The organism is Aeromonas sanarellii (assembly GCF_000820085.1).
Lineage (GTDB): Bacteria > Pseudomonadota > Gammaproteobacteria > Enterobacterales > Aeromonadaceae > Aeromonas > Aeromonas sanarellii.
Map to the genome: position 1 here is coordinate 23233 of NZ_CDBN01000033.1, position 20687 is coordinate 43919.

Here is a 20687-nt window from a genome sequence, read left to right on the forward strand (position 1 = left end):
CCTCCCTTTGCGTTGTATAGTGAGTTATTCCACGGACGATCCGGTTCCCGTCCGGCATGCGCCGATCGGCAGCTGGTCCCGCGACGCCCCATGGCTCTTGCCATGAACCGCAGGCGCCAGGACGGTTCCTTCTGCTGGGGACCCGACAGGGCGCGCCGACCCACAGCGAGGTGGCTATATCATGATGAGGCGATGGATCTGGGGCCTGCTGGCCCTCTGCGCGCTCCCTCTGCTGGCGGCGGATCTCCATTCCCGGTCTGGTGACGTCCCCTCCCGCGCCGTGGACGTCAAACCCAAGCTCCTGCCTCAGGCGGGGGATCTCGAACACATCCTGCAGAAGAAGGAGCTCAGGGCCCTGGTGGTCTATGAGCGGGGGTTCTTCTTCTTCGACAAGGGAGCCCAGTACGGCATCCTGGTGAACCAGCTGCAGGGCTTCGAGCGCTGGCTGAACCAGACCTACCTCCCCGGGGAGAAGCTCAAGCTCAAGATCATCTACATCCCGGTGCGCCAGGACCGGCTGCTGGACTATCTCACCGAGGGGCGCGGGGATCTGGTGGCCGCCAATCTGACGGTGACGCCAACCCGACGCGAGCAGGTCACCTTCTCCCAGCCGCTTATCTCCCCCATCGAGGAGTGGGTGGTGAGCCAGCGGGAGCTGCCCGCCTTCAACCGCATCACCCAGCTCTCCGGGCGGCGGATCTGGGTCCGCGCCAGCTCCAGCTACCATGAGAGCCTGCACCAGCTGAACTGGCTGTTTCGCGAGCTGGGGCTGCCTCCCGTCTACATAGAGACGGTGCCCGAATACCTGCAGGACGGGGATCTGCTGGAGATGGTGGCGGCCGGCATCATACCGCTGACGGTCACCGACAGCTTCAAGGGCCGGATCTGGCTCGACATGATAGGGGGCCTCAAGGCCCACAGGCTGATCCCGCTGCGGGACAAGGGGCGCAGCGCCTGGGCCCTGCGCAACAACAGCCCCGAGCTGCTCAAGGCGGTGAACGCCTATATCTCGGAGTCGAGCAAGCGCACCCTCTACAGCGACATGACCCTGCGCCGCCTGCTGGCCCAGAGCGACCGGATGAGCAATATCCTGGCGCCGGATCCCCTGGGGCGGTTGTCGACCATCCGCAAGGTGCTGGAGGCCCAGGCCGACAAATACCAGCTGGACTGGCTGATGCTGGCGGCGCTCGGCTACAAGGAGTCCGGCCTCGATCCCAACGTCAGATCCCACAAGGGGGCGGTCGGCATCATGCAACTGCTACCGAGCACGGGGGGCGAGGTGGGGATCCGCGGTACCCGGCTCACCAGCCTGGAGGGCAATGTGGAGGCGGCCTGCCGCTACATGCGGCTGATCCTCGACACCTACTTCAACGATCCCGGGATGGACAGGCTCAACCGCCACCTGTTTGCCCTGGCGGCCTACAATGCGGGCCCGAACCGGGTGCAGGCGCTGCAGGCCAAGGCCAGGGAGCGGGGGCTGGATCCCAACGTCTGGTTCGGCAACGTGGAGCAGCTGGTGGCCAACGAGGTTGGCCAGGGGCCCATCAACTACGTCGGCACCATCTACAAATACTACGTGGCCTACCGTTTCAGCCTGCCCCAGCTGGAGGGCAAGTCCGAGGCCATAGAGGCGGCGCAGCCCTGAGCGGTCAGTGCCGGCCGGGGAGGCGATCCTCATGAAGACGCGGGAGGGACTCCCAGCCCAGATCCCTGTGCTGCTGGTACCAGGGCATCAGCAGCCTGGCGGGGGTGGGATCCGGCTGGCTGGCCTGTGGTCCCTGGCTGAGGGAGGGGTGGTCATGCAGTTCCATCATGGGCTCCTTGACACGCCGGCATCGGGGCGGTTTTCTGGGTTATGCCATGACCAGATGACAAGGAGATGACCCTTGATCCCCGCCGACTTTGCCCTGCTCGACGATCCCGGCGCTGCCCTCAAGGCCCGCTGCCAGCTGATCCGCGCCGCCCGCCACCGGATCCTGGCCCAGTACTACAGCTGGGAGGAGGACGGCAGCGGCAAGCTGCTGCTGGCCGAGCTGATCCGGGCTGCCAGGCGCGGGGTGCGGGTCCGGCTGCTCATCGACGATCTCTATGGTGGTGACAACCGCTTCCTGGAGGCGGTGGCGGTAGAGCCCGGCATAGAGGTGCGCCTGTTCAACCCCTTCTGGCTGAGGGGCTGGCGCCCCCTGACCCTGCTGCTGGAGGGGTTGCTCAGCTTTCGCCGCATCAACCACCGGATGCACAACAAGCTGCTGCTGGTGGACGGGGGCCAGGCGGTGATCGGGGGGCGCAACATCGGCGATCGCTACTTCGGGCTGGGGGCGGCCCCCCATTTCATCGATCTGGATCTGCTCTGCCGCGGCCCGCTCTGCCAGCAGGCGGAGCAGGGGTTCGAGCTGTTCTGGCAGAGCCGCTGGAGCCACCCCGTGCGGCGCCTGCTGCGACGCCCCTTGCTGCCTGCCGAAATCGCCGTCCTGAACGACTTCCTGCTGACCCTGACCGAGCCCGCCATGGCCGCCGTCTACGATCTGCCCGCCAGCCTGTTCGACGACGAGCCCGTGCCCCTGCGCTGGCATCCGGGCCTGGGGGAGTGCTGGTTCGACCGGCCCGGCAAGGGGCTGGTCTCCCGGCCGACCACGGCCCCCCGGCTGGGACGCAAGCTGGCGGCCAACCTGGGGGCCCTGAGGTTGGTGAGCCCTTACCTGATCCTGACCCGGGGCCTGCGTCGCCGCCTCCGGGAGCAGCGCAGGGCGGGGGTCGGCATCGCTATCCTGACCAACTCCCTGGCCAGCACGGACGTCCCCCTGGTCTATGGCGCCTACCGACGTCACCGCCCCTGGCTCGAACGCCAGGGGATCGAGCTGTTCGAGCTGGTGGGTGAGGAGACCAGTCTGCATGCCAAGCTGATCCTGATGGGAGAGGAAGAGGCGCTGCTCGGCAGCTTCAATCTGGATCCCCGCTCCCTGATGCTCAACACCGAGCTGATGCTGCACCTTCGCTGCCCGGCGCTGTGCGACGAGTTGCAGCACCTGATCGAGGCATGGCTGCAGCGAGCCGTTCACCCTGTGGGGGGACCGCCCTCACCCTGGCGGCGCCTGCTGGCGCAATTGAGCGATTGGTTACCTTTGCACCGCTGGCTGTGAGGGGCGCAGGGCTTGTGCGAGATCTCGCAAAGCCTTGTGCGCCTTCGAGGATAACGTTTGCCATCCAAAATCGGATGGGGATTTTATCGTATTGTTTTTAATCGATTTATATCATGATATCGGTGATTTTTCTGGCACCTTGCCTGCATGGGGAGCCGCATAAAGCGGTTTTTTATTTTATTCAACTGGGTAGTATTCCGGTTGCAAGGACAAACACGGCGGCGGGTCTGCCGTGTGGGCGAAGGCAACAGGGGAACTGGGCCGGTCGGATTGCTCCGGCAGGCATCGCGGATCGGGAGCGGAAACCCGTGAGGCGCAACGGCGCCCCTTCATTACCGGATCCCAATATGGAACATGCTATTTGCGAGGGGGTGACATGCGAGTGTCGCCCCATTTTTTTGTCTCCCGCCCTGGGTGCCAAAGCAAGAAGACCGCCAGCTGGCGGTCTTCTTGATCCTGGATCTTGAGCGTCTCAGGCAATGCCGGCCAGGAGTCGGCTCCAGTTGCGCTTGGCAACGAGGAAGCCGTCCCGCAGCGAGCGATATTCCAGCTGCAGCCTGAGCCTGTCGTAGCGCGCCAGGGCCTTGCGCCCGCGCTGCTCCAGCAGTTGCTTGCGGCTGGCGTAGTAGTGCTGGATCTGCTGGCTCAGCTTGTCGTACTCCTCCTGCAGCAGCGCCTGCCACAGCTCCCTGTCATCCTGCTTATGCAGCCTGGCCTGGGCCCGCTTGAGCTGCATCTCCAGCCGGGCCTGCTCGATGCGCTCCTCCGGGCAGGATCTCAGGTCTTTGGCCAGCCCGCACCAGGCGGCGCTCTGGATCAGCCACTTGGTGGGGTCGAACTGCCACCAGCGGATGCCGTTGCGGTAGTCGTTCTCGAACAGGTGGTGGAAGTTGTGGTACCCCTCGCCGAAGGTGAAGAAGGCCAGGATGCCGTTGTCCCGCGCGCTGTTGCGATCGGTGAACGGCTGGCTGCCCCATATGTGGGCCAGGGAGTTGATGAAGAAGGTGGTGTGATGGGTCATCACCATGCGCAGCACCCCGGCGAGCAGCAGCATGCCGAGCAGGTCCCCGTGCACGAGTCCCAGCAGCAACGGAATGCCGATGTTGGTGCTGAGGGTCAGCGCCAGATAGTGCCTGTGCTGGAAGGCGACCACGGGGTTGTTCTGCAGATCCCGCACGTTGCTGTAGTCGTGGTAGGTGTCGCGCTGGTATTCCCGCAGCATCCAGCCGATGTGGGAGAACCAGAAGCCGCGGCCCGCGCTGTAGGGATCCTTCTGGTTGTCATCCACATGGCGGTGGTGGCGGCGGTGATCCGACGACCAGTGCAGCGCCGAGTTCTGCAGGGCGAGGGCGCCGCCGATGGCGAAGATCCACTGCAGCAGCGGGTGCGCCTTGTAGGCCTTGTGGGACCAGAGCCTGTGGTAGCCGGCGGTGATGGAGATGCCGCAGTAGCAGAACAGCAGCAGGAAGCTGCCCCACTGCCAGAGGTCATAGCCATGGGTCATGCCGTACCAGGGCACGGCGATCAGCGCGGTCAGCCCGGAGAGGGCAAACAGCAGGGTGTTGGTCATGATGATCGGGGGGCGTTCCATCTCACTCGGTTCCTTTCAGCGAACAGCTGTTCACTATTCTCCATTGAGCCGGAATGCGGGTCAATGGTAAAAAAGTCGGAGACAAACCTGATCCCGTCCCGCCCTTCGGGTTATCATCTGGCCTCGCTAATCTCAAGGTGACTGTTTTCGTGGGTATTCGCGCGCAACAAAAAGAAAAGACCCGGCGTACGCTGATCGACGCGGCGTTCAGTCAACTCTGTGCCAACCGCAGCTTCTCCAACCTCAGCCTGCGGGAAGTGGCCAGGGAGGCGGGCATAGCCCCGACCTCCTTCTACCGTCATTTTCGCGACATGGAAGAGCTGGGGCTGACCCTGGTGGACGAGGGGGGGCTGACCCTGCGCCAGTTGATGCGCCAGGCGCGCCAGCGCATCGCCGGTGGTGGCAGCGTCATCAGCACCTCGGTGCAGACCTTCATGGAATTCGTCGAGAACAACCCGAACATCTTCCGCCTGCTGCTGCGCGAGCGCTCCGGCACCTCGGCCGCCTTCCGTCAGGCGGTGGCCCGGGAGATCCAGCACTTCATCGCCGAGCTCACCGACTATCTGGAGGCTACGACTGAGGCTCCACGGGAAGAGGCCTACATCCAGGCCGAGGCCATGGTGACCATCGTCTTCAGCGCCGGTGCCGATGCCCTCGACATGACCCCCGAAGAGTGCAAGGCGCTGTCGGAGCGCACCATCAGCCAGCTGCGGATGATCGCCATGGGCGCCGAGGTGCAGAACCGCAAGCGCCGCGAATCTCTCTCTTAACGCAAGGATGGACAGCCTCATGCATGAACCGAACCCGATCCCGAAGAAGCCCCTGGTGCTGGCCCTGCTGATGGGTATCTGCGGGGATGCCTTCCTGTCGACCCTGCTGGAGTCGGTCGTCCCCTTCTCCTTCTTCCCCCTGATCGCCCTGCTGCTGGCGGCCAACCAGCTCTACCAGCACTATCGTCACGAGCCCATGGTGGGCAACACCCCCAGCTGCATGCTGATCTGCTTCTTCATCGGCGTGTTCGGGCACTCGGCCCTGCTCAAGGTGCAGTACCCCGAGCTTGGCAGCAACTTCTTCTCCCTCATCGCCATGCTGTTGCTGCTGGCCGCGCTCTCCATCAAGCTGGGCATCAGCCTCGGAAAAACGCAGAAGGAGTGACGAGTCACTCCTTCCGGTCTGGCAGGGCGGGTCGACCTCAGTCGGCCCGGGGCGGGGTCTCTCCCTTCTGCCTGGCGTCTATGATGGCCTGCAGCTTGGCGCGGATCTCCATCATGCCGAACACCCCGAAGATCAGCACCTGGGTGAATTCGAGGCGGGTGACCGCGAAATAGGGCTTGCAGGCGGCCTTGATCATGCTCGCCTGCACCCAGTGCATCAGTATCACTATGACGCCGCACACCGGCAGAAAGCCGTTCAGTTTGCCCGGCAGGGTGCCCAGCAGGGCGAGCACCACGCCGAACCAGAAGAACAGCAGCACCCCCATTGCCAACAGATTAAACGCCCGCTTCATCGCCTACCTCCCGTACATAGAGTTGATGGCAGACCCGACCGGCCTGCCTTTCCTTGAGTCGTTGCCCACATTGACGGGGAGGGGCATAGCGCCCATCTCCCCCTTTAAACCGCAGCGTCATTCCTGGTGTCCCGCAGATAGAGCTGGTAGCAGACCTGATCTGATCGACTTGCTTGTCCTTGAGTAATTGCCCACATTGACGGGAAGGGGCATAGCGCCCATCTCCCCCTTTAAACTGCAGCGTCATTTCTGGTGTCCCGCAGATAGAGCTGGTAGCAGACCTGACCCGCCTGCTTGTCCTTGAGCAATTGCCAGCTGGCGGGCAGGGCCAGATCGGCCATCTCTTTTTCCCGCTCAAGATAGATGAGGGCGTCCGGCGCGAGCCAGCCGCGCTGTTCCAGCAGCTCGCACACCTGAGGCAGCAGTTCGCGGCGAAACGGCGGATCCAGGAACACCAGATCGAAGGGGGTGGTCTGGCCTTGCAGCCAGCTCACCGCATCGGCCTGGATCACCTGGCCCTGAGTGCTGCCGAGCACGGCCAGGTTCTTTCTGAGCTGGTCGGCGGCGCCCCTGTCCATCTCGATCAGAGTCACCTGCTCGGCGTAACGCGACAAGGCCTCCAGCCCCAGCCCGCCACTGCCGGCAAAGAGATCGAGGCAGCGGGCGCCGCGCACATGGGGTGCCAGCCAGTTGAAGATGGTCTCCTTGACGCGATCCGTGGTGGGTCTGAGTCCTTCCACATCCCTGACCGGCAGTTTGCGCCCCTTCCACTGGCCGCTGATGATTCGTACCACGCCCGCGCGCCCCTGGGGGGCCGGGCTCTTGCTCGGGCCGTTACGGCTGGATTTCACTCTGGGCATCGCGTTTCGTCGTCAGAAAATAAAGTGATAGTATAAGGCGGTTCATTTTTATGCCGACCCGCCGAGGGACGGCTATCTTAGCAGTCAGCCTTTGATGTGAGTATTTTTAGATGGCAAAAGGTTTGTTTTCCTGGCTGGGTTTCGGCCGCAAGAAAGAAGAGGCTGAGGCCGTCCCATCGCAGGCGCCCGACGCCACCCCGGCTGTCGCCGAGTCCGAGGTCACCGTTGCCCCCGCTCCCGTAGTTGATGCCCCCCTGACCGAGGCTCCTGCTGTGCCGCACGAGGCAGCCCTGACGGGTCCAGAGGAAGGCCCCTTGGTGGCGGAAGAGCCGGAGGGCGAACTCGAGCCCGTCATCGTCAATGAGGCCCTGATCGCTGCCGATCCCCAGGCTGGGGAAGAAGCGCGCCTTGCCGCCGGGGCTCAGGCCGCGGAAGAAGCGCGCCTTGCCGCCGAGGCTCAGGCTGCCGAAGAAGCTCGTATCGCCGCCGAAGCTCAGGCTGCGGAAGAGGCCCGTCATGCTGCCGAGGCTCAGGCCGCGGAAGAGGCCCGTCTTGCCGCCGGGGCTCAGGCCGCGGAAGAAGCGCGCCTTGCCGCCGAGGCTCAGGCTGCCGAAGAAGCGCGTCTTGCCGCCGAGGCTCAGGCCGCGGAAGAGGCCCGTCTTGCCGCCGAAGTTCAGGCTGCCGAAGAAGCTCGTATCGCCGCCGAAGCCCAGGCTGCCGAGGAGGCCCGTATCGCCAAAGAGGCCCAGAGAGCGGAAGATCTGCGCCTGGTAGCCGAGATGGAGGCACAGGCCGCCGCACTTGTCGCTTTGCCGTTGGCCGCCAAGGTGGACGACGACACCCAGGAGAAGCCGCAGCGGGAGGGCTTCTTCGCCCGCCTCAAACGCAGCCTGGTGCGCACCAGGGAGAATATCGGCTCCGGTTTCTTCGGCCTGTTCCGCGGCAAGAAGATCGATGACGATCTGTTCGAAGAGCTGGAGACCCAGCTGCTAACCGCCGATCTCGGCGTGGACACCACCAGCCGCATCATCGAAGGCTTGGTGCAGCATGCGGATCGCAAGCAGCTCAAGGATGCCGAGGCGCTCTACGGCCTGCTCAAGCAGGACATGGGCGAGATGCTGGCCAAGGTCGAGCAGCCGCTGGTGATCGACACCAGCAAGAAGCCCTATGTGATCCTGATGGTGGGTGTGAACGGCGTCGGCAAGACCACCACCATCGGCAAGCTGGCCAAGCAGTTCCAGGCCGAGGGCAAGAGCGTGATGCTGGCCGCCGGCGATACCTTCCGCGCCGCCGCCGTCGAGCAGCTGCAGGTGTGGGGCCAGCGCAACAACATTCCGGTGATAGCCCAGCACACGGGTGCCGACTCCGCCTCCGTCATCTATGACGCCATCGAGGCTGCCCGCTCCCGCGGCGCCGACGTGCTGATCGCCGATACCGCCGGCCGCTTGCAGAACAAGAGCAACCTGATGGAGGAGCTCAAGAAGGTGGTGCGGGTGATGAAGAAGCTGGACGATGTGGCGCCCCACGAGATCATGCTGACCCTGGACGCGGGCACCGGCCAGAACGCCCTGAGTCAGGCCAAGCTGTTCAGCGAAGCGGTGGGCCTGACCGGCATCACCCTCACCAAGCTGGACGGCACCGCCAAGGGCGGCGTCATCTTCGCGGTGGCGGACAAGTTCCAGATCCCGATCCGCTACATCGGGGTGGGCGAGGGGATCGACGATCTGCGCCCCTTCGTCGCCAACGACTTTATCGAGGCGTTGTTCAGTCGCGATGAATGAGCCTGGCCGCGATGCGCCAGCTCAGCCGCGATGAGCAGTGTCCCAGCCCCGACTCCGGTCGGGGCTTGTCACTCTCAGGGTATGATCCACCTCGATCCCGGTCGGGGTTTGTCACTGTCAGGGAACCGTTATGATTCGTTTTGACAAGGTCAGCAAGGTATACAGCGGTGGCCATCAGGCGCTGCAGAAGGTCAGTTTCCACCTGCGCAAGGGGGAGATGGCCTTCCTGACCGGCCATTCGGGGGCGGGCAAGAGCACCCTCCTGAAACTCATCAGCGTGATGGAGCGACCGACCGATGGCCGCGTCTTCTTCCACGGCGATGACGTTAGCCATATCCAGCGCAGCCAGATCCCCTATGTGCGCCGCCAGATCGGGATGATCTTCCAGGATCACCGGCTGCTGATGGACCGCACCGTGTTCGACAACGTGGCCCTGCCCCTGGTGATCGATGGCTACAGCCATGCCGACATCAACAAGCGGGTGGCGGCGGCGCTGGACAAGGTGGGCCTGCTCGGCAAGGAGCGCTACCAGCCGCGCATGCTCTCCGGCGGTGAGCAGCAGCGGGTCGGCATCGCCCGCGCCATCGTCAACAAGCCGCCCCTGCTGCTGGCGGATGAGCCGACCGGTAACCTGGATCCCCAGCTCTCCATGGACATCATGCGCCTGTTCGAGGAGTTCAACCGCTTCGGGGTCTCGGTGCTGATTGCCACCCATGATCTGGGGCTGATCGCCCGCATGCGCTATCGCACCCTGACCCTCAAGGCGGGGCGCATGTATTCGTCCGGGGAGGAACTCTGATGGCCATCGTTCGTCATAAACAGCTGCCGCTGCGCCGTCTGATGATGGTCATGTGGATGGATCAGGTCGCGGATATTCGACACGGGGGAGAGTGCTGATGGCTATTGTTCGTCATAAACAGCCGCCGTTGCGTCGTCTGATGATGTATGGCGTGGATCACGTGCGTCAGGCCTTTGCCAGCCTGGGGGAGCTGTGGCGCAACCCGCTTGCCTCCCTGATGACCCTGGCGGTGCTCGGTGTCAGTCTGGCGCTGCCCTCCTGCTTCCACGTGCTGCTGAAAAACGCCGAAGTGGTGGAAGGGAGCTGGCAGACCAGCTCCCAGATCTCCCTCTATCTGCGCAAGGATCTGCCGGAGCAGAGCATCCTCGACATGAAGCAGCGGATCCTGCTCTATCCCGAGGTGGAGTCCGTCACCTACATGAACCGGGACGAGGCGCTCAAGGAGTTTCGCGAGATCTCCGGCTTCGGCGATGCCCTGGATTATCTCGACAGCAACCCGCTGCCGCCGGTGCTGAGCGTGATCCCGGATCCGCGCTGGCAGAATCCGGAAGGGGCCGCGGAGCTGCTCGCCAAGCTGGAGAACGAACCCGGCATCGAGCAGGGCAAGCTGGATCTGCAGTGGCTGACCCGGCTGCAGGGGATCATGAACCTGCTGCGCCACACCATCACCGGCATCGCCGTGCTGCTGCTCTCTGCCGTGCTGCTGATCGTCGGCAACACGCTCAGGCTGAATATTCTCAACCAGCGCTCCGAGATCGAAGTGCTCAAGCTGGTGGGGGCGACCGATGCCTTCATCCATCGTCCCTTCCTCTATACCGGCATCTGGTTCGGTGTCATCGGCGGCATGCTGGCCTGGTGGCTGACCGAGGTGATGGTGATCTGGAGCGAGGGGGTGGTGAAGGAGCTGGCGGGGCTCTACAACAGCAACTTCCGGCTGGTGGGGATGGGGGCGTTCGACGGCTTCAACCTCATACTGCTGGGGGCCTTGCTGGGGCTGATCGCCTCCTGGTTTTCGGTCCATCGCCACATTCGCGACATCGAACCTTCCTGATTGATTTACCAGCAACGCAAACCACTGGATTTTGCGAACTGGATCAAGTAAAAGAGTGGCCCGTTTCTGGCACGGGCCACTTTCTCAGAGTAATCTGAATGGTATCCGTGCAGAGGATCATTATGTGGATCCTCTGAACCTTTTGATTTATCAACGGTCTATTTACTGCAACAGAATGAATACGGGTATGGCCCCTATGCCTTGCTCGTCTGACTTGGCAAGCATGTGAAGGTTGCGAGCTCCGCAACAATGGACTTAGCATGCTACTTTTCAGGGGTCCTTCACTGTGACCCCTTTTTTTTGACCGTTCATTTATGATTCATGCCGTCAGCCTAAGATAGGCCGGGTTCATGCTGGGGTTATGTTTGATTCAGCCCGCAGAATGATACCTGGTCGGTAGACACGCCTTCTCAGGGTGTTAGACTGATTCGATTGAAAAGTAAGAGGTAGAACATGGGAACTTCATTGCAGCGCACTATGGCTCTGATTCCGCAAGGTAGTCTGGAAGGCTATATCCAGGCAGTCAACTCGATCCCTGTGCTGAGCGCAGAGGAAGAGCGCGAACTGGCGATGCGTTTGCAGCAGGATGGCGATCTCGAGGCTGCCCGTCAGCTGGTCATGTCGCATCTGCGTTTTGTCGTTCACGTGGCCAAGAGCTACTCCGGCTATGGCCTGCCTCAGGCCGATCTGGTGCAGGAAGGCAACATCGGCCTGATGAAAGCCGTCAAGCGCTTCGACCCGAGCGTCGGGGTGCGTCTGGTCTCCTTCGCCGTGCACTGGATCAAGGCCGAAATCCACGAATACGTGCTGCGCAACTGGCGCATGGTCAAGGTGGCCACCACCAAGGCCCAGCGCAAGCTGTTCTTCAACCTGCGCAAGTCCAAGAAGCGTCTGGGCTGGCTGAATCACGAAGAGGTGCAGGCCGTGGCTGCCGACCTCGGGGTCTCTGCCGCCGACGTCACCGAGATGGAGGCGCGCATGAGCAACTACGATCAGGCCTTCGATCTGGTGGGTGACGACGAGGACGAGGGCAGCTTCGCCCCGGTGCACTACCTGGAAGACAAGTCTTCCGATCTGGCCGCCACCATAGAGAACGACAACTGGGACAACCACGCCACCCGTCGTCTGAGCGCGGCGCTCGCCACCCTGGATGAGCGCAGCCAGCACATCATCCGTGCCCGCTGGCTGGATGAGGAGAGCAAGACCACCTTGCAGGAGCTGGCCGACAACTATGGCGTTTCCGCCGAGCGCGTGCGTCAGCTTGAGAAAAACGCCCTCAAGAAGCTGAAAGACGCCATGGATGCCTGAGGGCCTCCAACACGAGACAGGGCCTGATGGCCCTGTTTTTGTTTCACGGGGATCTGGTCGGCCTTGCCTTGGTTACCCTTGTGTATGTTATGTTGCCGCCACTGCCACAGTTAGGGAGAGCAGAAGTGAAACTGTTGAACGACCTGTTTACCAACAACCGCGAGTGGGCGGAACGGATCAAGGCCGAGGATCCCAATTTCTTCGCTACCCTGTCCGCCCAGCAGGCCCCGGAGTACCTCTGGATCGGCTGCTCCGATAGCCGGGTACCCGCCAACCAGCTGATGGGACTGCTGCCGGGGGATGTCTTCGTCCACCGCAACGTCGCCAACCTGGTGGTACACACCGATTTCAACTGCCTCTCCGTGCTGCAATACGCGGTGGAGGTGCTCAAGGTGAAACACATCATCGTCTGCGGCCACTACGGCTGCGGCGGCGTCAAGGCGGCGATGCAGAACCAGGAGCTGGGCCTCATCGACAACTGGCTGCGCAACATCAAGGACGTCTACTTCAAGTACGGCGAAGAGCTCGAGGCCATTGAGGATGAGCACGAGCGCTTCGACTACCTGTGCGAGCTGAACGTGGCCGAGCAGGTGGCGAACGTCTGCCACACCACCATCATCCAGAATGCCTGGCGCAAGGGTCAGGAGCTGGCGGTGCACGGCTGGATCTATGGCATCAAGGACGGTCTGCTGCACGATCTCGATCTCTGCATCAGCGGCCCTGACCAGATCCCGGACGTCTATCGCGCCTGGCCGGACATGCGTCCGCCCCACCGCCGTCGCTGAGGCGCCGCCTGGTGGCCCCCGCCCTCTACCTTCAGATCAAGCAGCACATCCTGGACGGGATCCGCGAACGCCACTACCAGGCGGGGGACAGGATCCCGACCGAGGCCGCCCTGTGCGCGCAGTTCGCCGTGAGCCGGATGACGGTGAACAAGGCGCTGCGTGAGCTGGTGGCCGAGGGCTGGCTGGTGCGCAGCGCCGGCGCCGGCAGCTTCGTGGCGGACAGGCGTACCGAGTCGCCGCTCCTGGCCATTCGCAACATCGCCGACGAGATCGCCGAGCGGGGCAGCCAGTACAGCGCTCGCGTGATCCGCCTGCAACGCCAGGCCGCCGACGAGAAGGTGGCGGTGCGTCTGGGCCTGCGGGTGGGTGCACCCACCTTTCACAGCCTCATCGTCCACCAGGCCGACGGGGAGCCGCTGCAGCTGGAGGAGCGCTTCGTCGATGCCGAGCGCCTGCCGGAATACGGCGAGCAGGATTTCACGAGGCAGACGCCGAACAGCTATCTGATGGAGGTCTGCCCCCTCTCCGAGATGGAGCACGTGGTGGAGGCGGTGCTGCCGAGTGCCGGCGAGGCCGGGTTGCTGCAGGTGCGGGTCGATACCCCCTGCCTGCTGCTGCACCGGCGCACCTGGTCGGACGGCTACCTGGTCTCCTATGCCCGCCTGCTCTCGCCGGGCTCCCGCTACAAGTTGAGCTCCAAGACCCGATTGGCCTGATTGTATATACATAATAGGCATTTGAAAGCCCACCTTCTGGTGGGCTTTTTTGTGCCTAAACTCTAATAAAGCCGCTGTTATCAAGATGTGAACTGGATCCTTTCTTTCTCTCCAGAGATCGGCTATAAAATATTGTATATACATTTAGAGGTCGGTATGAACAAGGAACTGTTGAACTGCGAGCGGGTCTGGCTCAACGTGACGCCCGCCACCCTGCGCCCCGATCTGGCGGACTACGGCCTGCTGGAGCCTCACGCCCTCGGCGTTCACGACGGCAGGATCCACGCCCTGGTCCCCATGCAGGATCTCAAGGGGCCCCATCCCGCCCACTGGCGCGACATGAAGGGCAGGCTGGTGACCCCAGGCCTCATCGACTGCCACACCCACCTCGTCTTCGCCGGCAGCCGGGCCGAGGAGTTCGAGCTGCGCCAGAAAGGGGTGCCCTATGCGGAGATCGCCCGCAGGGGGGGGGGCATCCTCTCCACCGTGCGCGCCACCCGCGCGGCCAGCGAGGATCAGCTCTATGAGCTGGCGCTGCCGAGGATCTGGTCCCTGATCCGGGAAGGGGTCACCACGGTGGAGATCAAGTCCGGCTATGGCCTCACCCTGGCGGACGAGCTCAAGATGCTGCGAGTCGCCCGCCGGCTGGGGGAGGCGCTGCCGATCCGGGTCAAGACCACCCTGCTGGCGGCCCATGCTGTGCCACCGGAGTATCGGGACGATCCCGACTCCTGGGTCGAGACCATCTGCCAGGAGATCATCCCGGCCGCCGCCGAGGCGGGTCTGGCGGATGCGGTGGACGTCTTCTGCGAACACATCGGCTTTTCCCTCGCCCAGACCGAGCAGGTCTATCTGGCGGCGGATCAGTACAACCTCGCGGTGAAGGGGCACATGGATCAGCTCTCCAATCTGGGGGGCAGCACGCTCGCCGCCAATTTCGGCGCCCTCTCGGTGGATCACCTGGAGTATCTGGATCAGGAGGGAATACAGGCGCTGGCCCACCGCGGCGTGGTCGCCACCCTGCTGCCCACCGCCTTCTATTTCCTGAAGGAGACCAAGCTGCCACCTGTCGAAGCCCTGCGCCGCGCCGGGGTGCCCATGGCGGTCTCCTCCGACATCAACCCGGGTACGGCCCCCATCGTCTCCCTGCGCATGGCCATGAACATGGCCTGCACCCTGTTCGGCCTGACCCCGGTGGAGGCCATGACCGGGGTGACCCGCCATGCCGCCAAAGCGCTCGGCGAGCAGGAACATCTGGGGCAGTTGAGAGTGGGCATGCAGGCGGATTTCCTTATCTGGAGCTGCGCGCACCCCTCCGAAATCAGCTACCTGGTCGGCGTCGATCAGCTGGTCAGCCGGGTATTCAACGGCGAGGAGACGCACCATGGATAAGTTCAACCCGGTCGACATGTCGGTCTGGCAGGGGCGCCAGGATCCGGAAGATGGTGATCTGGCCCTGCGCTGGCACGACAAAGTGCTGCCTTGGCAAGAGGCGCAGTCCTGGCAAGCCGACAGCGAGCCTAGCGTGGTGCTGCTCGGCTTCGCCTGTGACGAGGGGGTTCGCCGCAACAAGGGCCGGGTGGGCGCCGCCGGTGCACCCCAGGCCATCCGCAAGCTGCTGGCCAACACCGCCTGGCACCTGGGCCGACCCGTCCATGACGGCGGCGACGTGCACTGCGACGACGGGGATCTCGATGCCGCCCACGACCGGTTGGCCGAGCGGGTCGCCCGTGCGCTGGACCAGGGGCACTTCCCCCTGGTGCTGGGGGGCGGTCACGAGGTGGCCTTCGGCAGCTGGAGCGGCCTCAACCGTCATCTGGCTGGCAAGGGCAAGGTCGGCATCATCAATTTCGACGCCCACTTCGACCTGCGCATGAAACAGGAGCAGGCGAGCTCGGGCACCCCCTTCTTCCAGATTGCCGAGCAGTGCGCAGCCCAGGGCACCCCTTTTAACTATGCTTGCCTCGGGGTGGCCGAGACCGCCAACACCGCGGCGCTCTTTGCCCGCGCCGAGGCGCTGGGGGTCTGGCACGTGCTGGACGAGGCGATGACGCCGGCCGAGCTGCCGGTGCTGCTGGCGGGACTGGATGCCTTTATCGCCCGCTGCGATCACCTCTATCTGACCATCGATCTCGATGTCTTGCCCGGCGCCGTGATGCCGGGAGTGAGCGCCCCCGCCGCCCGCGGCGTGGAGCTGGCCGTCATCGAACCCCTGATCGCCCATATCCGGGCCAGCGGCAAGCTCAGGCTCGCCGATCTGGCCGAGTACAACCCGAACCTGGATCAGGACAACCGCAGCGCCCGCGTGGCCGCGCGCCTGGTCCACCAGTTGACCAAGTAGCGGCGCACCGCGCCTGACCGTATCGCTAAACAAGGAGTGTCTATGTCTGTACAACACCAGGATCCCCGCCACGATCCGAGCCGCGTGATCCGCGCCTCCCGCGGCACCCAGCTGACCGCCAAGAGCTGGCTCACCGAGGCGCCCCTGCGGATGCTGATGAACAACCTGGATCCGGAAGTGGCGGAGCATCCCCAGTCCCTGGTGGTCTATGGCGGCATCGGCCGCGCCGCCCGCAACTGGGCCTGCTACGACAAGATCGTCGAGGTGCTGACCCGGCTCGAGGACGACCAGACCCTGCTGGTGCAATCCGGCAAGCCGGTCGGCGTGTTCCAGACCCACAAGGACGCGCCTCGGGTGCTGATCGCCAACTCCAACCTGGTGCCGCACTGGGCCAACTGGGAGCACTTCAACGAGCTCGACAAGAAGGGATTGATGATGTACGGCCAGATGACCGCCGGCTCCTGGATCTACATAGGTACTCAGGGGATAGTGCAGGGCACCTACGAGACCTTCTTCGCGGTGGCGAACCAGCATTTCGACGGCAAGCCTGCGGGCCGCTGGATCCTGACCGGGGGCCTGGGTGGCATGGGTGGCGCCCAGCCGCTGGCCGCCACCATGGCCGGTTTCTCCATGATCGCCGTGGAGTGCGACGAGACCCGCATCGACTTCCGTCTCAAGACCCGCTACGTCGACAAGAAGGCCTACAGCCTGGATGAGGCGCTGGCCATGGTCGAAGAGGCCAGGCAGAGCGGCACCGCCGTCTCCGTCGGCCTGCTCGGCAACGCCGCCGACGTCTTCGCCGAGCTGGTGGCGCGTGGCATCACGCCGGACGTGGTGACCGACCAGACCTCAGCCCATGACCCGGTGCACGGCTACCTGCCCCAGGGCTGGAGCCTGGCCCAGTGGCGCGAGCTGCAAAAGAGCGCGCCGCAAGAGGTCAACGTGGCGGCTCGCCGCTCCATGGCCCGCCAGGTGGAGGCCATGCTGACCCTGCAATCCCGCGGTGCCGCCACGCTCGATTATGGGAATAACATCCGTCAGATGGCGCTGGAAGAGGGGGTGAAAAACGCCTTCGACTTCCCCGGCTTCGTCCCGGCCTACATTCGCCCGCTGTTCTGCGAGGGGATCGGCCCGTTCCGCTGGGTAGCGCTCTCCGGCGACCCGGAAGACATCTACAAGACCGACCAGAAGGTAAAAGAGCTGATCCCGGACGATCCCCACCTGCACAACTGGCTCGACATGGCCCGCGAGCGCATCGCCTTCCAGGGCCTGCCGGCGCGGATCTGCTGGGTCGGTGTCAAGGATCGGGTGCGCCTGGGCCTGGCCTTCAACGAGATGGTGAAGAATGGCGAGCTGAAAGCCCCCGTCGTCATCGGCCGCGACCACCTGGACTCCGGCTCGGTGGCGAGCCCGAACCGCGAGACCGAATCCATGATGGATGGCTCCGACGCCGTTTCCGACTGGCCGCTGCTCAACGCCCTGCTCAACACCGCCGGCGGCGCAACCTGGGTCTCCCTGCACCACGGCGGCGGGGTCGGCATGGGCTTCTCCCAGCACTCCGGCGTGGTGATCGTCTGTGACGGCACCAACGACGCCGCCAAGCGGGTCGGCCGCGTGCTGCGCAACGATCCAGGTACCGGGGTGATGCGTCACGCCGATGCCGGTTATGAAATTGCCATCAACTGTGCCGTTGATGCGAAACTGGATCTGCCGATGCTGGATACAGCTGGCAAGGGAGCGAAATAAGATGTTTGAACTCAATCTGTTGCCGGGCGAGCTGACCCTCGCCACCCTGCGCCGCGTCAGCCGCGAGCCGGTACACGTTTCACTGGATCCCGCCGCCCTGCCGGGGATCCACGCCTCCGCCGCCGTGGTCTCCAAGGTGATCGAGCAGAACCGCGTGGTGTACGGCATCAACACCGGCTTTGGCCTGCTGGCCAACACCCGGATCCCGGTGGAGCAGCTGGACGAGCTGCAGCGCTCCATAGTGCTCTCCCACGCGGCAGGGATTGGCGAGTATATGGATGACGCCACCGTACGGCTGATGATGGTGCTCAAGCTCAACTCCCTGGCCCGCGGCTTCTCCGGCATCCGGCTGGTGGTGCTGGAGGCCCTGATGCGGCTCATCAACGCCGAGGTGTACCCCGTGGTGCCGAAGAAGGGGTCCGTCGGTGCCTCCGGCGATCTGGCGCCCCTGGCCCACATGAGCTGCCTGCTGATAGGTGAAGGCAAGGCCCGTCACAAGGGCGAGCTGATCGACGCCGCCACTGCCCTCAAGATTGCAGGCCTGGTGCCCATCGCCCTGGCGCCGAAAGAGGGGCTGGCGCTGCTCAACGGTACCCAGGCGAGCACGGCGTTTGCGCTGGAAGGGCTGTTCCACGCCGAGGATCTCTACGCCGGCGCCATCACCATAGGTGCCATGAGCGTGGAGGCCGCACTCGGCAGCCGCCGTCCCTTCGACGCCCGCATCCACGCGGTGCGTGGTCAGCGTGGCCAGATCGACGCGGCCGCCTGCTACCGCCACCTGCTGGTGGATGGCAGCGAGATCGGCATGTCCCACCACAATTGCGAGAAGGTACAGGATCCTTACTCATTGCGTTGCCAGCCGCAGGTGATGGGCGCCTGTCTGACCCAGATCCGCCAGGCGGCCGAGGTGCTGGTGTGCGAGGCCAATGCGGTCTCCGACAACCCCCTGGTGTTTGCCGAGGATGAAGACATCCTCTCCGGCGGCAACTTCCACGCAGAACCCGTGGCCTTCGCCGCCGACAACCTGGCGCTGGCCATCGCCGAGATAGGCTCGCTCTCCGAGCGGCGCATGGCGCTGCTGATCGACTCGCGGATGTCCGGTCTGCCGGCCTTCCTGGTGAACAACGGCGGCGTCAACTCCGGCTTCATGATCGCCCAGGTCACCTCGGCGGCGCTCGCCTCCGAGAACAAGACGCTGGCCCACCCGGCCTCGGTGGACAGCCTGCCCACCTCCGCGAACCAGGAGGATCACGTCTCCATGGCCACCTTCGCCGGCCGCCGGCTGGCAGACATGGCCGAGAACACCCGCGGCATCCTGGCGGTGGAGCTGCTGGCGGCGGCCCAGGGGCTGGATTTCCGCGCGCCGCTGCGCAGCACCGAGCTTATCGAGCTGGCCAAGGGCCGGCTGCGGGAAGAGGTCAGCTTCTACGACAAGGACAGGTATTTCGCGCCGGACATCGAGGCGGCGGCCGCGCTGCTGGGCCGTGCCAGCTACAACGACCTGATCCCGGCCGGGATCCTGCCCAGCCTCTGAATCGAAGCCTGAGCAAACCATAAAAAAAGACCGCCCATGGGGCGGTCTTTTTATTTCTGGCTTTTGGGTGCCGCTCCTGTCCTTGGCCATCGGGAGCGGGCTGACCAGCTGCGGACACTGTTATCCGTGTTCGAATATCAGGCACCGGTGGGCCGTGAAGGGCACCATGAAGAGTTGGCGCCGTTAGCCATGCTCGAACATCAGGAACAGGTAGACCACGAAGAGCACCAGGTGGGTGGCGCCGTGCAGGGCGTGAGTGCGGCCGCTGCTGAAGGTCACCTTGCACACCATGAGGGTGGTGACGAGCAGTACCATGTCGGCCGGGGATAGGCCGAGGCGCACGTCGTGGCCCACCAGGGAGCCGATGAAGAGCACCGAGGGAACGGTGAGGGCGATGGTAGCCAGCACGGAGCCGAAGTAGAGGTTCATGGCGCGCTGCAGCTGGTTGTTGAAGGCCGCCTTGATGGCGCCGACCGCCTCCGGCGCCAGCACGATACAGGCGACGATGAAGCCACCCAGGGCCGCCGGGGCCTCCATCACATGGACACCGTGATTGATGGGGATGGCGAGCGTCTTGGCCAGCAGGATCACCACCACCAGGTAGGCCAGCAGCAGCAGGGTGTGATAGACGTTGCTGCGCAGGGGGCCGTGGTGCTCCTCGTGATCCTCGTGGTCGCTGTCGACGAAGAAGTGGCTGTGGCTGCGAGTCTGGATCAGCAGGAAGACGCCGTAGAGCAGCAGCGAGATGATGATCAGCATCCAGGACATGGCGCCGGACAGGCCGCCCTGGGAGCCCCCCTGGGTGAAGTTGGGCAGTACCAGGCAGAGCAGGGCCAGGGGAATGATCGCCACCAGATAGGATTTGACCCCGTCCAGATTGAAGTTCTGAGTGTGGTAGCGCCAGCCGCCAAACAGCAGGGTGAAGCCCACCAGGCCGTTGGTCACCAGCATCACCACGGCGAACATGGTGTCGCGGGCCATGGTGGGGTTGGGCTCGCCGGTCAGCATGACGGAGGAGATCATCACCACCTCCAGGGAGATGACCGACAGGGTGAGGATCAGGGTGCCAAAAGGTTCGCCGAGCTTGATGGCCAGGGCATCGGAGTGACGGACGACGGAGAAGATGGCCCAGGTGACGACGGCCAGCAGGAGCAGCGACACCGGCAGGTAGACCGCAAGGGGGGTTGCCTCCGTCAGCAGCTCGCTGCCGAGGGTCTTGAAGAAGAGCAGGGTCAGCAGGCCGGCGGGCAGGGCAATCTCTTGGCGGATAAATGACTTCATAGGCAGTGGTTCTCATCTCGGGGCGGCGGTGGCCGACAGGGTATGGAGCAACTTGACGGCGTCACCGGGGTGACGAACCCGTTGATGATATAGGGTGTTGTCCACTCGAGGGAAAATCATTTTTGTGGCAAGAGGTGAGGGATCCGGCCAGTCAGACCGGATCCTATACCGGTTAGGCTGTGCCCGGGTTGTTCTGCCGCCAGTCCAGCAGCCAGATCCTCAGCTTGCCGAGGGGCATGGGCCTGGC

The 20687-nt window shown here is 64.0% G+C and carries 19 protein-coding genes; 14 read left to right on the plus strand and 5 right to left on the minus strand.

Features of this window, described 5'->3' with window-relative positions; translation table 11 throughout:
* Positions 1-181: 181 nt before the first annotated feature.
* Entirely contained in the window at positions 182-1645 is a 1464-nt protein-coding gene (locus BN1132_RS06545) for an MltF family protein (RefSeq protein WP_042076146.1), read from the plus strand.
* Positions 1646-1649: 4 nt separating this feature from the next.
* Here BN1132_RS06545 and BN1132_RS20100 read toward each other — a convergent pair whose 3' ends face one another.
* A complete protein-coding gene (locus BN1132_RS20100) occupies positions 1650-1811 on the minus strand; it encodes a hypothetical protein (protein ID WP_164884656.1) in 162 nt (53 codons plus the stop codon).
* A 75-nt stretch (positions 1812-1886) separates the two neighbouring features.
* Between BN1132_RS20100 and BN1132_RS06550 the strand changes: the two genes are divergently transcribed.
* The gene (locus tag BN1132_RS06550) at positions 1887-3140 is read left to right on the plus strand and encodes a phospholipase D family protein (RefSeq protein ID WP_042076147.1); all 1254 of its coding nucleotides are present in this window, start codon (positions 1887-1889) and stop codon (positions 3138-3140) included.
* Between the two features lie 472 nt (positions 3141-3612).
* Here BN1132_RS06550 and BN1132_RS06555 read toward each other — a convergent pair whose 3' ends face one another.
* On the minus strand, positions 3613-4731 hold the full coding sequence (locus BN1132_RS06555) for a fatty acid desaturase (protein ID WP_042076150.1): 1119 nt from the start codon (positions 4729-4731) through the stop codon (positions 3613-3615).
* Positions 4732-4880: 149 nt separating this feature from the next.
* Here BN1132_RS06555 and fabR point away from each other — a divergent pair, with 149 nt between their 5' ends.
* On the plus strand, positions 4881-5501 hold the full coding sequence (gene fabR / locus BN1132_RS06560; RefSeq protein ID WP_042076151.1) for an HTH-type transcriptional repressor FabR: 621 nt from the start codon (positions 4881-4883) through the stop codon (positions 5499-5501).
* 19 nt (positions 5502-5520) lie between these two features.
* On the plus strand, positions 5521-5886 hold the full coding sequence (locus BN1132_RS06565; protein WP_042076152.1) for a YijD family membrane protein: 366 nt from the start codon (positions 5521-5523) through the stop codon (positions 5884-5886).
* Between the two features lie 37 nt (positions 5887-5923).
* On the opposite strand, the gene BN1132_RS06570 is transcribed toward BN1132_RS06565, so the two are convergent.
* Entirely contained in the window at positions 5924-6238 is a 315-nt protein-coding gene (locus BN1132_RS06570; RefSeq protein ID WP_042076154.1) for a DUF1145 domain-containing protein, read from the minus strand.
* Positions 6239-6468: 230 nt separating this feature from the next.
* Positions 6469-7098 (minus strand): 16S rRNA (guanine(966)-N(2))-methyltransferase RsmD, encoded by a 630-nt coding sequence (rsmD, locus tag BN1132_RS06575; protein ID WP_042076156.1) that lies wholly within the window; start codon positions 7096-7098, stop codon positions 6469-6471.
* Positions 7099-7208: 110 nt separating this feature from the next.
* Here rsmD and ftsY point away from each other — a divergent pair, with 110 nt between their 5' ends.
* The 10 genes from ftsY (at position 7209) to hutH (ending at position 19159) form a co-directional block, all read left to right on the plus strand.
* Positions 7209-8879 carry a signal recognition particle-docking protein FtsY gene (gene ftsY, locus BN1132_RS06580; RefSeq protein WP_042076157.1) on the plus strand — a complete coding sequence of 557 codons (1671 nt, stop codon included), beginning with the start codon at positions 7209-7211 and terminating at the stop codon, positions 8877-8879.
* A 130-nt stretch (positions 8880-9009) separates the two neighbouring features.
* Positions 9010-9678: a cell division ATP-binding protein FtsE gene (ftsE, locus tag BN1132_RS06585; protein WP_042076158.1), complete on the plus strand. Its 669-nt coding sequence runs from the start codon at positions 9010-9012 to the stop codon at positions 9676-9678.
* Between the two features lie 97 nt (positions 9679-9775).
* On the plus strand, positions 9776-10729 hold the full coding sequence (ftsX, locus tag BN1132_RS06590; RefSeq protein ID WP_005323432.1) for a permease-like cell division protein FtsX: 954 nt from the start codon (positions 9776-9778) through the stop codon (positions 10727-10729).
* Positions 10730-11182: 453 nt separating this feature from the next.
* Positions 11183-12037 (plus strand): RNA polymerase sigma factor RpoH, encoded by an 855-nt coding sequence (gene rpoH, locus BN1132_RS06595; RefSeq protein WP_042076160.1) that lies wholly within the window; start codon positions 11183-11185, stop codon positions 12035-12037.
* A 125-nt stretch (positions 12038-12162) separates the two neighbouring features.
* A complete protein-coding gene (can, locus tag BN1132_RS06600; protein ID WP_042076162.1) occupies positions 12163-12822 on the plus strand; it encodes a carbonate dehydratase in 660 nt (219 codons plus the stop codon).
* An 11-nt stretch (positions 12823-12833) separates the two neighbouring features.
* Positions 12834-13538, plus strand: a complete 705-nt coding sequence (gene hutC / locus BN1132_RS06605; RefSeq protein ID WP_042076163.1) for a histidine utilization repressor — start codon at positions 12834-12836, stop codon at positions 13536-13538.
* A 156-nt stretch (positions 13539-13694) separates the two neighbouring features.
* Positions 13695-14930 (plus strand): imidazolonepropionase, encoded by a 1236-nt coding sequence (gene hutI / locus BN1132_RS06610; RefSeq protein ID WP_042076165.1) that lies wholly within the window; start codon positions 13695-13697, stop codon positions 14928-14930.
* The gene (hutG, locus tag BN1132_RS06615) at positions 14923-15879 is read left to right on the plus strand and encodes a formimidoylglutamase (RefSeq protein ID WP_042076167.1); all 957 of its coding nucleotides are present in this window, start codon (positions 14923-14925) and stop codon (positions 15877-15879) included. The genes hutI and hutG overlap by 8 nt, the downstream gene beginning before the upstream one ends.
* Before the next feature lie 42 nt (positions 15880-15921).
* Entirely contained in the window at positions 15922-17625 is a 1704-nt protein-coding gene (gene hutU, locus BN1132_RS06620; protein ID WP_042076168.1) for a urocanate hydratase, read from the plus strand.
* Position 17626: 1 nt separating this feature from the next.
* Positions 17627-19159 carry a histidine ammonia-lyase gene (gene hutH / locus BN1132_RS06625; protein ID WP_042076169.1) on the plus strand — a complete coding sequence of 511 codons (1533 nt, stop codon included), beginning with the start codon at positions 17627-17629 and terminating at the stop codon, positions 19157-19159.
* Positions 19160-19342: 183 nt separating this feature from the next.
* On the opposite strand, the gene BN1132_RS06630 is transcribed toward hutH, so the two are convergent.
* Positions 19343-20440, minus strand: coding sequence for a calcium:cation antiporter (locus BN1132_RS06630; protein ID WP_042076170.1), 1098 nt, complete (start codon positions 20438-20440; stop codon positions 19343-19345).
* Positions 20441-20687 lie beyond the last annotated feature (247 nt).

What these genes read in the sequence shown, in the direction of transcription:
- hutU (WP_042076168.1), top strand. Translation starts at nt 15,922, where the DNA reads ATGTCTGTACAACACCAGGATCCCCGCCACGATCCGAGCCGCGTGATC.
- BN1132_RS06555 (WP_042076150.1), bottom strand. Translation starts at nt 4,731, where the DNA reads ATGGAACGCCCCCCGATCATCATGACCAACACCCTGCTGTTTGCCCTC.
- hutI (WP_042076165.1), top strand. Translation starts at nt 13,695, where the DNA reads ATGAACAAGGAACTGTTGAACTGCGAGCGGGTCTGGCTCAACGTGACG.
- BN1132_RS06630 (WP_042076170.1), bottom strand. Translation starts at nt 20,440, where the DNA reads ATGAAGTCATTTATCCGCCAAGAGATTGCCCTGCCCGCCGGCCTGCTG.
- BN1132_RS06565 (WP_042076152.1), top strand. Translation starts at nt 5,521, where the DNA reads ATGCATGAACCGAACCCGATCCCGAAGAAGCCCCTGGTGCTGGCCCTG.
- BN1132_RS06570 (WP_042076154.1), bottom strand. Translation starts at nt 6,238, where the DNA reads ATGAAGCGGGCGTTTAATCTGTTGGCAATGGGGGTGCTGCTGTTCTTC.
- ftsE (WP_042076158.1), top strand. Translation starts at nt 9,010, where the DNA reads ATGATTCGTTTTGACAAGGTCAGCAAGGTATACAGCGGTGGCCATCAG.
- rpoH (WP_042076160.1), top strand. Translation starts at nt 11,183, where the DNA reads ATGGGAACTTCATTGCAGCGCACTATGGCTCTGATTCCGCAAGGTAGT.
- rsmD (WP_042076156.1), bottom strand. Translation starts at nt 7,098, where the DNA reads ATGCCCAGAGTGAAATCCAGCCGTAACGGCCCGAGCAAGAGCCCGGCC.
- ftsY (WP_042076157.1), top strand. Translation starts at nt 7,209, where the DNA reads ATGGCAAAAGGTTTGTTTTCCTGGCTGGGTTTCGGCCGCAAGAAAGAA.
- ftsX (WP_005323432.1), top strand. Translation starts at nt 9,776, where the DNA reads ATGGCTATTGTTCGTCATAAACAGCCGCCGTTGCGTCGTCTGATGATG.
- BN1132_RS06545 (WP_042076146.1), top strand. Translation starts at nt 182, where the DNA reads ATGATGAGGCGATGGATCTGGGGCCTGCTGGCCCTCTGCGCGCTCCCT.
- hutH (WP_042076169.1), top strand. Translation starts at nt 17,627, where the DNA reads ATGTTTGAACTCAATCTGTTGCCGGGCGAGCTGACCCTCGCCACCCTG.
- hutG (WP_042076167.1), top strand. Translation starts at nt 14,923, where the DNA reads ATGGATAAGTTCAACCCGGTCGACATGTCGGTCTGGCAGGGGCGCCAG.
- BN1132_RS20100 (WP_164884656.1), bottom strand. Translation starts at nt 1,811, where the DNA reads ATGGAACTGCATGACCACCCCTCCCTCAGCCAGGGACCACAGGCCAGC.